Genomic DNA, 13948 nt, shown 5'->3' with positions numbered 1-13948 from the left:
CCTTTATTGAGTGCTTTTTTGCGGCTAAATAACTGCAGCAAGGTGTTTCTTTTCCCAAAAAAATAGGTTAGACCTAAGTAACGAGGGGATCATATAAGGAGAAGTCATGACTGTTTAAATCAAAACGATTGATTCTTGACTAAACCGTGTCTTTTGATCATTGCCAAAGTAAAATATGCGATGAGCGTTCCTGCAATACCAAAAAGTAAATCGATTCGATCAGGGGTGTTCATAAAGCCAAAGACAGTCTCGCTCAATAGATTGGCAATGAGTAAGAGCAGGGTCAATAGCGTGACGGCTTTAAATGGCGCACCTACGAGAAGCCAAAAGTACCCCAGTAAGCCAATAATCAAACTAATCGAAAAATTGGAGATATGAAGATAAAAGTCAGCATACCTCGAAGTAAAGAAAGAAATGTCCAAGTACTTTGATAAATAGAGGAAAAGGGCTGTGAACACGAAAAGTAAGTAGAGGAGTGACGCCCATAGCTTTGGTAAAAAGGCTAGCTTTAATTGATTATTCGTTTTCATTTTTATTCTCCTTTTTAGGAATTGTCAGCCATACTTATGAAATTGCTTTTATCGGGTATTAATTACACAAATGGAAAAACAAGCTGCAGACTAGGCAAATCAGTAGTCTGCCTAAAATGAGTTGAGGTGATAAAATGACAATAATAAACAATGAGCGATTATGGTTAGGCTTAGGGGTAGAAATTATTTTGCTCATATCATTCAGCATGATTATGTATTTCATCCTGACTAGTGGCAATTTGAAGCAAAGTCCGTTCACCAGTCAACGAAATGGAAAAATAAGCTTCTGGATAGCTGCTGGTTTGATTTTACTTGCCAACGAAATATCCTAAGTTATCTACCTGATTTTAGGGTTCTTTTTTATAGAATCATGTAACGGGTATTTGTTAGCATTTGCAACATCTAAGCACTAGTGTTAGAACTTTGAAACGGATTGGCTATATATGAATAAAGTTCGAGAAAAAAGCTCAAAGATTTTCAAAATGATTATAGCATACAATCAAACCGATTGGTTCGTAAATCAAGGCTAAGGCTGATAGCTTGAATCTGTATTTGCTGAGATAAAGAAAGTAGGACGACGAATCCGCAAGTACTTGCTACCAGACAGTTATCAATCTGTTAATCAGCAAATCAAAAAAAGAATCTGAAGAACATGTAAAACAAGAAATTCTTAGTTTTAATTGAATTTTAGGTGCATTAGCGACAATCTACTGATAAAAGTCATTCGGAGGGAGGTAAAATGATACAAAATTGTTTTGAACTATTTAGAATGGCACGAACCCTTTTTTGAATGTAACTTTGTATAATATATATTATGTAAACTAAAATAAAAAATTTTTTGAACACCGTATTTAGCTAGTAATTGTGCGACTCTCCTCTCTCTTATTCATGATTATTTCCTTCAAATTAACCTAAATACCAGCATAATCCAAAAAAAACGGTTATTTAAGCGATAGTTTAAGATTTTTGTTTATTTTACGACTGACAAGAAAATCAATTGACAAATTATATCTGTACCTTTGTCTGTATTTGATCTTGTTGATCCTTGAATCTTTGAATTCAAACATTGCTTGCAACTGCTGGCCAATCTCAATGAATCACTCAGTGCTTAATGAATCGCTGTTCACGATTTTATCAGTAATGATTCGTACATAACCCAGCCAAATTTGTGCTAACTAAATAGCCTAATGGGAATCTTGATCACAGGCAAACCAGCAACGATAAACAACAAAAGTTGAGTTGCGTTCAGTTTTCACCTAAACGGATCCGATTCCCATAGCGAGTCCTAATCAAGGGATCACAGTCATCTAAGTACAGTTTTCTTTTTGTTGCTGCTAATAAAGCAATGACAGCTACGGAAAGTTTCAAACTATGTAATACAGGATCGCCGAAAAGACAATGATCAAAACGACCAAAACAATGATTAGTTGATTTAAACGTCGAATAAGCAGGTTTTTCTTATTTTTTTCAAATTCTTTTCCTTCATTTCGATAATATTCTCTATCTTTTGTTCCCACGAGCGCCAACTCCTTTTCCCTGATTTTATCACTATCCTGAAAACAATGGGTGCAATCAAGGTGTTTTGTACAATAAATGGCAGTATTTTGTTAGAGCTTACCATCGTATGCGTATAGCGACTAAATAAGACGACTGACGAGTTCCAAGTGATTCATAACCGCAGCTTTCCGAATAACGCCCATACCTGGAAACGACCTTTGCTGATAGGCAGCAATTAATAGCTGCAGCCCAGCTGTTTGTGTAGGATACTCTTCTTCATGCTGTAACAAAGCTTCCATGACTTCGAAAAATTTTTCTTTCTGATTTGGTAATTCTTCCTCAGAAAATAAGTGAACGATTCGCAAATCTTGCTCAGTTGTCGGATAGATCCAATGCAAAACCAACCGCTTTGAGGGATAACTGTGCTCATAATAAATTTTGCTATCGACAGAAAAATCACTAAACCCAGCATAACCCAATTTTTGATAAAGATGATGGGTTTTTGAAAACCCTTCGTCCGGACATTCTGTATAAAAACTATTTTTAGGTAAACGTGTAAACGGATCTTCCATCAGTAGTTTCGGGCCGTTGATTTTATTTAACAAACGAAACTCTTTGCCTACCAGCACCGGCAGTGTATTTTCCCGCCAATCACTAGCGAGTGCTGGGTCCGCTTGATGAACGATCCAAAGATCAGGCGTTTCTTCCACTGTTTCAATGGGTCGATCTACGATCATTGCTTTAGGGGCAGCAACATTTTGCAACTCTGCTAACCCCTCTGCAGTCAGAAAAGCCCCAGCCTGTGGATTGCGAACAAGATAAAAAGGATGCTGCTTCCTTTGAAACAGGTCAATGGTCGTCCAAAACGTTTTTGATTGCTTGACCGGTTCAATGATCGGCTGGATCGCTTCTGACAAGCGATCTTGTTCCAACAGTGCTTTCAACGCCAATAAATCAAATTGTTTTCCACGAATATACGGGAAGTACATCTTCTTCTCTCCTTCTTACTTGCCTGATAAAAAACGTTTTTCCAGCGCTTCATAGGCTGCTCTCGTAGCGGCCAATTCTTCTTTCAAGGCTTCGATCGCTTGCAGCTGAGTATCTTCAATAAATCGATCATAGTAATTGACTCCACCACCGAACAAGTCATACTCAGGCTGGCGTTTCTTCAGTTCTTGGTACAAACGTTCTGTTGAAAATACCCGCAATCCTCGAGCAGTCTGTTTTGCTTTGCCGACTTCTCTCGCTTGTGCCGAAATCAACCGAAACAATAAGCCATTTTCTGGAACCTGCAGCTCTTGCCGTTGGGGTTTCTTTTCGACACTGAAATACCCTTTGCTGCCCGTTTCTTTTTCAAGAAATGCATGATAGACCAAAACACCAATTGTAGGTGCAATCTGATCTTTGACTTTTTCATACAATGTCTTGGGTAAGACAAAATAATTATAATTCCCAATAAAGGATAGTTTTGCTTTTGAGCGAAAATCTGCCAAACTAACTTTGAGTTCGTAGCAACGCCATTCAAATGTATTTTCAGTCGTCAAGCGACAACTCAAAGTATCCACGATGCCGTGATCATCTGGCATGACTACCTCTTCTACCACAATATCACTGTTTTCACGACAATAATAATAAAGTGCCTCTTCCATTTCTAAAGTTAAGGATGTCTTCACAAATTCACGACCTTTATCTTGTTTCACCTATTATAAAACATATGTTCGCATTTTAAAAGAGGGAAATAAAAGCAACCTATCATCCCCTCACTCATTCGGGCATCCGTTACCGAGAATCTCTTCAACCGTCCTCTTTGTGCCGCGGAATCGTAACAAAAAAAGCAGCAAGAGCACACAAGTTGCGTGATTAATAGACCTTTAAAGGGAAATTCAAAAGTAAAGCCTGCGGGAAGATGAAAGAAATGAAAAAAATCCTGCAGTGCTTTTTGACTAAACCACAAACCGCTGACAAGCCCTATCAAACCAATAACAATGCTTTGAATGCCTACAAAGAAAAGCTCTTCTAAGGTGACCACCAACGGAGACTGTCCTAACAACAACCGAATACTCAGAGATTGCTGCTCCTCCCCCATCAAATGAAAACGATACATGTGATTGCAGTGCCATAAAAAGGCGGCGATCAATCCTATAGCTAGATTGCTAAGTACGAAGCGCAGCAATTGCAAAAAGAAAAGCCAACTGGCATATGTGAGATCCATCTGATTCTCACCACTATTTGTTTCGTAGCGCAGCCATTGACGAAAAAAAACTAGCCAATTCTTTGCAAAGATGGCAATGATCAGTAGAAGAATCGCCAATACACCACTCATCAGCAAACTGCGCCTACGAAGTGCTGCGTGCCAGCCGAATTGGCAAGGATAGTAGAAGTACCGCCATTTGTTCATGATATCCCTCCTTTTGGCGCCTATTTTACAGAACTTTTCAAATTTAGACAAACATCTTCTTGTTTACATAATATAATTATGATCAAAAAAGAGTGCGGCACGTAGCCCACACTCTTTTCCCTTTAGCTATCGACGTCTACAAATACCTTGTCAGCAGCTGCAACAAGCGCTGCGGAAATTCTGTTAGATTGGAAAGATCAATAAAGCGTTCTTCCCCATAAATCGCTTTGATCACCTCTTTGTCTTGGCCAATGGCAGCTGCCAGAAACAGCACCCCTTGTCGTTCATAGTCAGCGATCACCTGCTGAATATCTTCTTTGGCTTTTACCCCTGTATAATCAGGAAGAGCTTTTGGCTGGCCATCACTGATATTCAAGAGTAATTTAGTGGTTGCCGGCTGATGAGCGAGCTTTTCAGCTAGCACGCGCAAGACAGACCCATCACGGTTATTTTGCCGAGGCTTCATTGTCATGAGTTTCTCTGGCACAAATTCAAAGCCTTCATTAAATTCTTTGTAAGCAAAAAGCGAGGTTTTTTCACGAGCGGTCACGTCCGCTGTATCGCCATAGATCATCAATGGCAAAGATAAACGTTCGGCAAAAGCATTCACCGCTAAGACCGCCTGTTGCGCATACAATATCCGATCTTCTCGAATCATCGAACCCGATTCATCGATGCGCAAAGCAAGAGCTAAGGAAGGCTGTTCATGAGGTGGATTCTTCTTGTCAAAGGTCCGGAAATCTTGATACGCAACCTTGCTGGCATCAAAGCGTGTGCCGCTGTACTTACCTTTACTGTATGCCGAAGCTTGTTCATTTTCCAATACTTCTTGGGTTTGCTTGATCAATGACTCTACGATCGGCAGCAACGGCTGCAAACGCTGTTGGGCTTCAGTCGCTTTTTCTAAATCGACGGGTGGTCGATGAACGATCAGCCCTTCTTTGGCATGGATTGATTCTTTCAATGCTTGTCGTGCTGCCTTTGATGCCGTAGTTTTCTTTTCTTTCTCCTGGGCTTCATACGCTTCGATCGACAAAGAATGAGCAGCAGGAGCTGCCTCTTGTGCTTCACTCCCAGCTTTTGCTTGGCCATCATGACTATTGCGTTCTAGTTCTTCTGAAAACGTCGCCTCAGTTGCTGCGCTTTTCGCTTCTTGTTTGTCAAAATCAGTGGTTTCCATCGTTTCCGCCTCAGTTTCTTGATTGGCGGTCTCAAGGACTTGCTCATTTTTTAGGACGGGCGTGCCTTCTTCCACTACATTGCGATGGTCCGCCTCTTCGCTGCTGATTCGGCGTCCTTTGATTTGTTCTTTAAAGGCATTTAGCGGTTGTCCAGAAAACAAAAGCCGCAATTGCGCCAATAACCCTGAAGCTTCTAGCGCCTGTTGTAAAAGAGAAAGCTCATTCGGATCGGTGGTGATTTTGTATAGCACTTTGCTATCAATTGCTGTAAAGGGATCTTGTCCTTGCTTGACTGCATTTAGCCAATAAAAATAGGAACGCATGCCCGCCACTCCTTTGATGGCATTGGCTTTGGCGGTCACGTCTAGCAAGCGTATGATCTCAGCCATTTTCTCCGCAGTCGTTTTGTCCGGATAATTGGTTTTGGCAATGCCTCGCTGCACCATGACTGCTAGCTCAGGTAAATCCATTTTTTCAGCATGCTGCATCCGATCTCGCAAGGATTCGTTCAATGGTCGGTTGCCTTGGTAATTCCGATTCGTTGTGATGATCACCACACAGTCAGGGTGTCGTCGAACAAAGCCAGTTGGGATATTCAGCATTCCATTTTGTTCAAGGGCCGAGTTTAGTGCCACTAGTACCGAAGCATCACGAATGACCGTTGGCTCTTGAATCTCAAGCAAATAACCTTTTTCCAGCGCCCGTACGATTTCCGAGGGATAAAATTTGTATTGAATCGTTGGTTGCTGATCACTGGTTTCGATCCGTTCGATCAGTTCTGCAAATTTCGCCCGTGCCCGCTCACGAGTCAGGGAAAAATGCCGCTGGATCAACCCTAAGACATCTTCAAAACAATCACTTTGATAAATTGCATCCAGCAAGTCCTTGTCCTCTTCTTGGTCGGTGTTGATCACTGGTAATAAAGCCCCAAACACATCTGACTTATCCATATCCGCAAAGCAGGTGATTTTGGTGTAGGGCAGTTGCAGGTCGGCAGAAAGTGCCTTTGCCAACTGGGTCTTGCCGGAACCAGCATCGCCTTCCAGCAACACATTGAAGATCTTCATCTCTGGATCCGCCCAATTCAACGCGATCTCTGAAGCGATTCGTAGTTCTTCAGCACTGGTCTGATGACTTTGTGGTTTTTTCCAAATCATGGTTTGTTCTAATTTGCTAAAAGCGCGTCCTTTCGTTACAACAAAAGACGGTTGATTTTGTGTCATGGCAATCTGCTCCTTTTCTTAATAACCTAGCTCATCTAAAAGCCGCTTTAGGATTTTGAAGCGTTCGCCGTATAGCTCGCCATCTTTTTGCAAGGAATCATAAAAAAGTAAAATGTCTTCATCGATCTTAGGATTTTCGGTGTCTACTTCAACGGTCATACGATTTCCTTGTAAGCCAATGATCTCGATCAACGGATTTTCAGGATCGTAAAACTTTTCATGGCGATAAGCCTCTTGAAAATACAAACTGGATTGCGCCACTAAGATTGCTAGATCTAAGATTCTAGTGAGCGGTAGTTCTTCTGACTGACGAGACCATTTTTCACCTGTGTGGCGCCAAACCTTGCCTGAGATATCGACTTTTCCCCGGTCGTTCCATTGTGCCAATCCGAGGGAAAGGCCTTTTGCATCCGTATGTAACGCATTTTTTCCGTCAACAGTATCATAGTCTTCCACTTTAATGACGGGCTTATGTTTCAAGTTTTCTGGTATTTTCATTGTTCTCACTCCTTGTTTAGTAAATTACTAATTTACTAGATAGAGTAAGTATAATGAGGAAGCTGGTTTGGAACAAGTAAAAGGTCTTTTCTAGTAGCTAGGGACAGATGTCTATAGAAAAAGCACTTGATAAGAAGTATCTAAAAACAAACGCTCTTAAAAAGTGCTTTTTTATGACGCATTACTTCACTAGCTCAATTGATTGAAAAAAAGGCGCAATTCTTGCTTTCTCTGACTTGCAAGTTGGGCTTTGGGAATGCCTTGGATCGCCCCTTCAATGCCGTATAGCATATGCAAGCAAGCGCCCGTATCGCATTGTTGGCGGATAGCTAGAAAAACCTCTTCGGCCGTTTTTGCGCGTAGTTGTTCAGGGGTATTGATGCCGATACGAACCAGGTGATCCGCTAAAACTTGGCCTACATTTGGTAACTTTTGCAGTTCATTCATAGGTTTCTCCTTTTTGATTGTTGTCATCCTGCCCGTCTTCCTCTTGACGAATCAACGCATAGAGTTTCATATCTAACAGCTGATGGTTTTTCTCCGCATGCTTTCGCAAAACGCCTTCTAATGTAAAACCTGCCTTTTCCAACACACGACAAGAGGAATGATTCTTCGCAAAAGATTCAGCAGAAATACGAACGATAGTTGAAGTAGTAAATATATAGTCACATAGTTGTTGAACGGCTTGTGTCATCAAACCTTTTCCCCAGTACTCTTGTGCAATAGAGTAGCCAATCTCAGCCGTTCTATAATGGATATTTTCTTTGCGAACAGCACGGATACTGCCGACTGCTCGGTCATCCACAGTGATTGCAAAGGCAAATTCTGCTTCTTCCACAGATCGAATATAGGCTTGTGCATCTGCGACCGTATACGGGAATGGCAACCCCTCCCGTAAATAATCGTGGATGGATTGATTATTTAACGCATGGGCTAAATCTTGCGCATCGCTCATTTGCCACCTTCTTAAGGAACACTTCATAGCAATTCCTCCTTTGCCAGTCCTTCATTTTGATCCTATTGTACGAGTTTGTGTGATTTTTTACAAGCGAATCTCAAAAAAGCAGAAAAAAGAACCAGCTAGACGAACGTCTAACTGATTCTTACATACATTGTCTTGAGGAGATAATGGCGTGAATAAACATAGAAAAAATAAAAATTATTGCGCTGAAATAGCGATGCCAATGGCTTTTTCCCCTAAATGCGTGCCGATAACTGGTCCGAAGTGACCAATCTCAATTTCTGCATTTGGGTATTTCGCTTGTAGCTTCGCTTTTTCTTCTTTCGCTACTTCTAAATTATTGGCGTGGATTACATAAAATTTAACAGGCAATGCGATTTCTTGCTCCCGTTGACCAATGATATCTTCCGCGCGATTGAATGCTTTTTTGCTGGAACGAATGCGCTCGTAAAGCACAATTTTTCCTTGATCAAAGGTCAAAATCGGTTTGATTTTTAATAATCCGCCAATCAAGGCTGCTCCATTGGTTAAGCGACCGCCACGAACCAAGTTATTCAAGTCGTCAACGATCAAATAGGCATAGGTATTGTCTCTGATAGTGTCCAGATGGGAAATGATCTCTTCTACGGTTTTGCCTTGACTTGACAGATCAAGAGCGGTTTCTACCATGTGCCCCATCGGCATACTTGTGATTTTCGAATCGTAAGGAATGATTTGAACGCCTTCGATTTCATCGGTAATTCCATAAAGCGTTCCGATAAATCCAGAGATACCGCTTGATAAGTGGATACTAATGATCGTGTCGTAACCGCGATCTTTCAATGACTCATATAAGGCTAACACTTCTCCTAATACCGGTTGAGAAGTGGTTGGGAATTCTTTGCTGTTTTTCAACAAAGCGTAATACTCATCAGCTTCAATGTCGATGCCCTCATTGTAGACTTTTCCATCTAAAATAACAGGGATCGGTATGATAAACAAATCTTCATGGTTTTTGATCCGTTCCGGCAGATAAGCTGTACTGTCAGTAACAACGGCTAATTTCATTCTTTTTCCTCGTTTCAACAAATTTCAAACGTCATTAATAATATAGCATAAATTTACTTACTTTCAAATGGTTTTCAGAACTTTTCATTCTGCTTACTCATTAAGAAAATTCCTGATCGCTTGTTGATTGGTTTCAAGATTGACGACTAACACACTTCCGGCACTCGCACTTGAACCGTATTGCCAAGAGTCAGCGACTGGGACAGTCAAGCTGTCGACTCCTCCCGCCCCTCGAGCAATCGAGAAGGTATTTTTTAATAGGAAAGACATTGGCAGGTTGGTGGAAGCATAGCCTAAGACTTTTCCAGCTGCATAAGGCAATTTTAAAATAGCTAAAGGATTTTTCATTTCGCTAAAGATCGCATCCATTACTTGCTGCTGTCGTCTTACACGACCGAAGTCACCTTCTTCGTCCATCCGAAAGCGTGCGTATTGCAACAGCTCAAGCCCATTCATTTGTTGTTGCCCTTGCTTGATGGCAACTTCAAGATTTTTACTCATATCTTTTTCCGCGTTGATAGCAACGCCTGAGGGAAACAATGTGTCGATCACTTTTTCAAAGGAACGAAAGTCAACTTTTGCATAATAGTTGGTTTCTAGCCCGAAGTTCTCCGCTAACGTTTGTCTAACCAAATCAGCACCACCAAAGGCATAAGCCGCATTGATCTTGTTTTCGCCATAACCGGGAATCGTAACTAAAGTATCCCGCATAAAGGAAAGTAGCTTCGGTTGCTTACTGGGACCATCTAATTGCAAAACCATAATAGTGTCTGCTCGTCCAGCTTCTCCTTCACGACTATCACTACCAATGAGCAATATATTCCGAGCACCATTTGCAGCGGCCGTACCATTAAAGGTCTCTTCATCAGTCGTAGCAAAAGCAGCGTCACTTCTTGCGACTTGCTGACCGACAAGAAACGCAATCAATGAATAGGCAAAAAGCACCAATAGTACCCGAACCACAATACGCAGAACTGGGTGCTTCCGCTTTTTCTTTTGTTTGGGTTGCTTGGTCTTCTTAAGCTTTGACGGTTTTTGTTTGCTTTGTTCCTGGCTTTGATGCATCGCAGGCCTCTGAGCAGATAGCGGAGGGATCGCGCTTTTTCGTCCCTCAGATTTTATTGCTCCTACTTGTGACTGTTCTCGAGAACTTTGAGCCGCACGAGAGTCGCTTGCCCTAGGATGATCGGTGTTTTGATAAGGAATGTCTCCTACTCGCTCATCAGCAGAAAAAGTAGAATCACTCGGTCTGACGCGCTGGTTTCTTCTTTTGGCTTCTCGACGGGCAAAGATACTTTCTTTGGCTGCCTGACTGGATTCCTTTTCTAGCCGTTCATGCAGTTTTTTATTTTTTTCCATCCTGCTCATTGCTTCTGATCCTCCAACTAAAAAATAGCTCTCTGTCTATAAGGATACCCTAGACCTTATAGAAAGAAAGCTATTTTCTGAAATTTTAACCTTTTTCTAGGAAATTTCTTCATATTTTACCTTAGATGCTTTGATGCGCCTTGTCGTATGCTCACAAATCCTGCTTGCTCATAAAATGATTTCACTTGGTTTGCCGACCAAAAGTTTAGTGAGAGATCATCGAAGCCTTTTTCCAGCGCAACATTTTCAGCAAATGCCAACAATTGTTTTCCAATATGCATCCCTTGGTACCGAGGGTCAACAGCGATCGCTGCAATTTCCAGCCACTTTCGTTCATGCATCATCGCATTTTGTGGCAAACAGACCTCTTGAAGATGCACAAAGCCACAAGGCTGGTCCGCCAACCAAGCGATAAAAAAGTGGTGGCTTGGCTCTTGCAGCTGCTGTGTGATTGCTCGTTCAAATCTTGACTGATCAAAGGGCTTAAAAATCGTTGGGTACCATTGATGGTGCTGTGTTTGGATCTCTTTATGAAACGTTGCTAATAGGGTTTCATCTTGGCTAAATTTTATTTTGACTTGAGTCATTCTTGGTCACTTCCTCAACAACATTTACGGAATACACGCCGAGAAGATGGACTTGACCACCCAACAACTGAATTTCTTCAAAGGCATTTACAATCAGTTGCCACGGCTTGTCCATCACCAGATCGATCACGAAAAAGTATTCCCCTAAGGTGGTTTTTGAAGGCCGCGATTCAATTTTGCTTAAATCAATTTCTCGCCAGCCAAAGGTTGCTAAGATTTTGTGCAAGATCCCCGGTCGGTTTGCTGGCAGCGTCACAAAAATCGTTGCTTTCTCAGCAGACTGCTCTGGTAACTGGGTGTTTGCTACTTTCTTCGTCAAAACCCAAAAACGGGTTTGATTAAAGGCAACATCTTGAATATTGGTTTCTTTGATCGTTAATTGATAGGCCAATGCCGCTTCTTTGGAAGCAATCGCCGCAACTGCTTCTTCTGGATGTTTTGCTACGTAGGCTGCTGCAGTCGTTGTGGAAGCAACCGCCTCAACAGTAGCTCCAGCAAATCGGGCTTCGATGAAGTCGGCACATTGCGCTAAGGCTTGCGGATGAGAAATTATCTTAGTGATGGGACGGTTGTCTTTTGCTGATTGCTGAGAAACTAACAATTGATGATTGATCGGTAAAATAATTTCCTGTTCGATGCTCAACTGATTTTGACGAAAGAGCGTATCAATCGTGGCATGAACGGACCCTTCTAATGAGTTCTCGTTCGGAACGACCGCGCGATCGATCACGCCGTTAGCTAGCGCTTGAATACAAAGTGGAATCGATCCATAGGGGATACAGGTATTTTCCGGATAAGCTTCTTGCGCAGCTAAATGCGTAAAGGAACTTTTCGGTCCTAAATAACCAATCTTCATTTTATGCACCCGCTTTGATCAAAATTTCCTGTACGATTTCTTCTGGTGCTTTGTTCGTCGTTTCAACGATCAATGAAGCAGTTTCTTCATAAAGAGGGATCCGAGGACGGTAAACAGCCAATATTTCTTCTGGTGATTTTGAGACGACTAAGGGACGAATGCTGCCATTATCCGCCTTTAAGCGATGAATCAACTCCTCGGGATCTGTTTTTAAATACACGACGAGCGGCATCTCTTTTAAAAGTTGACGATTTTCTTCTTTTAATACGATGCCCCCACCAGTGGAAATAATTTGTTCCTTTGCCAAAGTTTTAGCTAAAATATCCGTTTCGATTTTGCGAAAGGCTTCCTCACCGTGTTGGTCGAAAAATTCTTGAATGGTCATGCCGATCTCAGCAACGATCAAGTCATCAAAATCCACATGAGACTGTTTCGTTTCTTCAGCCAAAAGACGGCCAATCGTGGTTTTTCCAGCACCCATAAATCCAATTAATATCACTTTTTTCACTCGCTGTTTCCTCCTTTAGCCAAACGTGCGACATCCTCAAAAAAATCAGGATAAGAAACTGCTACGGCTTCGGCTTTTTCTAATTCTACCTCTTCATCTGTCAATAAGGCGGCAATTTGCAGCATCATGCCGATGCGATGGTCCCCCCGACTTGACACACGTCCGCCATGCAAAGGGGTTGGACCGTTGATGATCAACCCGTCCTCGGTGGGAGTGATGTCCGCCCCAAGTTTTGTCAACTCTTCGGCAGTTGCATCAATTCGGTTGGTTTCTTTTACTTTCAGTTCTTCCGCATCTTTGATCACCGTTTTGCCATGAGCCTGCGTGGCTAACAACGCAATGATCGGCAATTCATCGATCAAGCGTGGGATAATATCGCCAGCGATGGTTACTGCCTGCAAGGTAGAACTTCGAACGGTAAGGTCAGCTGATTGATTCTGATCGTCTTGATTGGAACAAGCAATCGAAGCACCCATCTCCTCTAGCACGTCAAGAATTCCTGTACGAGTGGGGTTGATCCCGACATTTTTTAAAACGATCTCACTTTCTGGCATAATCGCGCCGGCTGTTAGGAAAAAAGCAGCGGAGGAAATATCACCAGGAACATTTACTTCTTGTCCTTGGAGTGTTTGAGGTCCCGTCACAGTGATCGTTTTGCCTTGTGTTGTGATGACGCCACCGAATTGACGGATCATTTCTTCAGTATGGTTACGGCTCGCCTCTTTTTCAATGATCGTCGAGGTACCTTGTGCTTGCAATGCCGCAAAAATCAGCGCCGATTTTACTTGGGCACTTGCTACGGGCATCTGATAATTGATGGGCTGTAAAGAAGCAGTACCATTAACGGTGATCGGTGGGAACTCCGTCTGCTCATGCCCTCTCACATTGGCACCCATTTCTCTTAATGGCAGCATCACTCGGTTCATCGGACGTTTATTCAAAGAGTTATCGCCGAATAAGGTGGTTGTAAATGGCTGTCCAGCCAAAATCCCCATCATTAAGCGAATCGTTGTACCAGAATTGCCGATATCAATTGGGGCTTGGGCAGGCTTAACGCCATTAAAGCCCTGTCCTTCAATCGTGATCGTCTGACCGTCATCATGGATTGGAACGCCTAATGATTGAAATGCATGAAGGGTGCTATAGCAGTCTTCTCCACGCAAGAAATTACGGACAATCGTTGTCCCTTCGGCTAACGCCCCGAACATGATACTACGATGCGAGATTGATTTGTCAGCAGGGACTGCTATCGTCCCTTTTAGATGTGTTGCTTTTTTTAGTTTCATAACGGCCT

At 42.2% G+C, this 13948-nt stretch carries 14 protein-coding genes; all 14 read right to left on the bottom strand.

All coding sequences use genetic code 11. The annotated features are described in order from the left end of the window. Positions 1-119: 119 nt before the first annotated feature. On the bottom strand, positions 120-530 hold the full coding sequence (locus tag IGI94_RS08155; protein ID WP_016620133.1) for a hypothetical protein: 411 nt from the start codon (positions 528-530) through the stop codon (positions 120-122). Positions 531-2167: 1637 nt separating this feature from the next. Next, the gene (locus IGI94_RS08150) at positions 2168-3016 is read right to left on the bottom strand and encodes a sce7725 family protein (RefSeq protein ID WP_016611778.1); all 849 of its coding nucleotides are present in this window, start codon (positions 3014-3016) and stop codon (positions 2168-2170) included. Positions 3017-3031: 15 nt separating this feature from the next. Then, entirely contained in the window at positions 3032-3700 is a 669-nt protein-coding gene (locus tag IGI94_RS08145) for a hypothetical protein (RefSeq protein ID WP_429967495.1), read from the bottom strand. A 23-nt stretch (positions 3701-3723) separates the two neighbouring features. Further along, positions 3724-4425 carry a hypothetical protein gene (locus tag IGI94_RS08140; protein WP_438899623.1) on the bottom strand — a complete coding sequence of 234 codons (702 nt, stop codon included), beginning with the start codon at positions 4423-4425 and terminating at the stop codon, positions 3724-3726. Positions 4426-4561: 136 nt separating this feature from the next. Continuing rightward, positions 4562-6829 (bottom strand): AAA family ATPase, encoded by a 2268-nt coding sequence (locus IGI94_RS08135; RefSeq protein WP_438899622.1) that lies wholly within the window; start codon positions 6827-6829, stop codon positions 4562-4564. Between the two features lie 18 nt (positions 6830-6847). Continuing rightward, positions 6848-7327, bottom strand: coding sequence for a DUF6530 family protein (locus IGI94_RS08130; protein WP_005235941.1), 480 nt, complete (start codon positions 7325-7327; stop codon positions 6848-6850). Between the two features lie 189 nt (positions 7328-7516). After that, positions 7517-7774, bottom strand: a complete 258-nt coding sequence (locus IGI94_RS08125; protein ID WP_438899621.1) for a TfoX/Sxy family protein — start codon at positions 7772-7774, stop codon at positions 7517-7519. Beyond that, entirely contained in the window at positions 7767-8309 is a 543-nt protein-coding gene (locus tag IGI94_RS08120) for a GNAT family N-acetyltransferase (RefSeq protein ID WP_008379907.1), read from the bottom strand. The genes IGI94_RS08125 and IGI94_RS08120 overlap by 8 nt, the downstream gene beginning before the upstream one ends. 177 nt (positions 8310-8486) lie before the next feature. Then, positions 8487-9335 (bottom strand): DegV family protein, encoded by an 849-nt coding sequence (locus IGI94_RS08115; protein ID WP_005235946.1) that lies wholly within the window; start codon positions 9333-9335, stop codon positions 8487-8489. Between the two features lie 93 nt (positions 9336-9428). Beyond that, the gene (locus tag IGI94_RS08110; protein WP_430617905.1) at positions 9429-10703 is read right to left on the bottom strand and encodes an LCP family protein; all 1275 of its coding nucleotides are present in this window, start codon (positions 10701-10703) and stop codon (positions 9429-9431) included. Positions 10704-10819: 116 nt separating this feature from the next. Continuing rightward, complete coding sequence (locus IGI94_RS08105) at positions 10820-11290, bottom strand: GNAT family N-acetyltransferase (protein WP_438899620.1); 471 nt, start codon at positions 11288-11290, stop codon at positions 10820-10822. Next, on the bottom strand, positions 11265-12146 hold the full coding sequence (gene pheA / locus IGI94_RS08100; RefSeq protein ID WP_430617904.1) for a prephenate dehydratase: 882 nt from the start codon (positions 12144-12146) through the stop codon (positions 11265-11267). Before pheA ends, IGI94_RS08105 begins: the two co-directional genes overlap by 26 nt. A gap of 1 nt (position 12147) precedes the next feature. Continuing rightward, on the bottom strand, positions 12148-12654 hold the full coding sequence (locus tag IGI94_RS08095) for a shikimate kinase (protein ID WP_008379901.1): 507 nt from the start codon (positions 12652-12654) through the stop codon (positions 12148-12150). Beyond that, positions 12651-13940, bottom strand: coding sequence for a 3-phosphoshikimate 1-carboxyvinyltransferase (gene aroA, locus IGI94_RS08090; RefSeq protein WP_429967788.1), 1290 nt, complete (start codon positions 13938-13940; stop codon positions 12651-12653). The genes IGI94_RS08095 and aroA overlap by 4 nt, the downstream gene beginning before the upstream one ends. Positions 13941-13948: the final 8 nt, after the last annotated feature.

The sequence above is a fragment of the Enterococcus sp. AZ149 genome (genome assembly GCF_051714285.1).
Classification (GTDB): domain Bacteria; phylum Bacillota; class Bacilli; order Lactobacillales; family Enterococcaceae; genus Enterococcus_D; species Enterococcus_D entomosocium.
The sequence above is the reverse complement of the archived record's forward strand: the minus strand, read 5'-3'. Positions and strand labels throughout refer to the sequence as shown.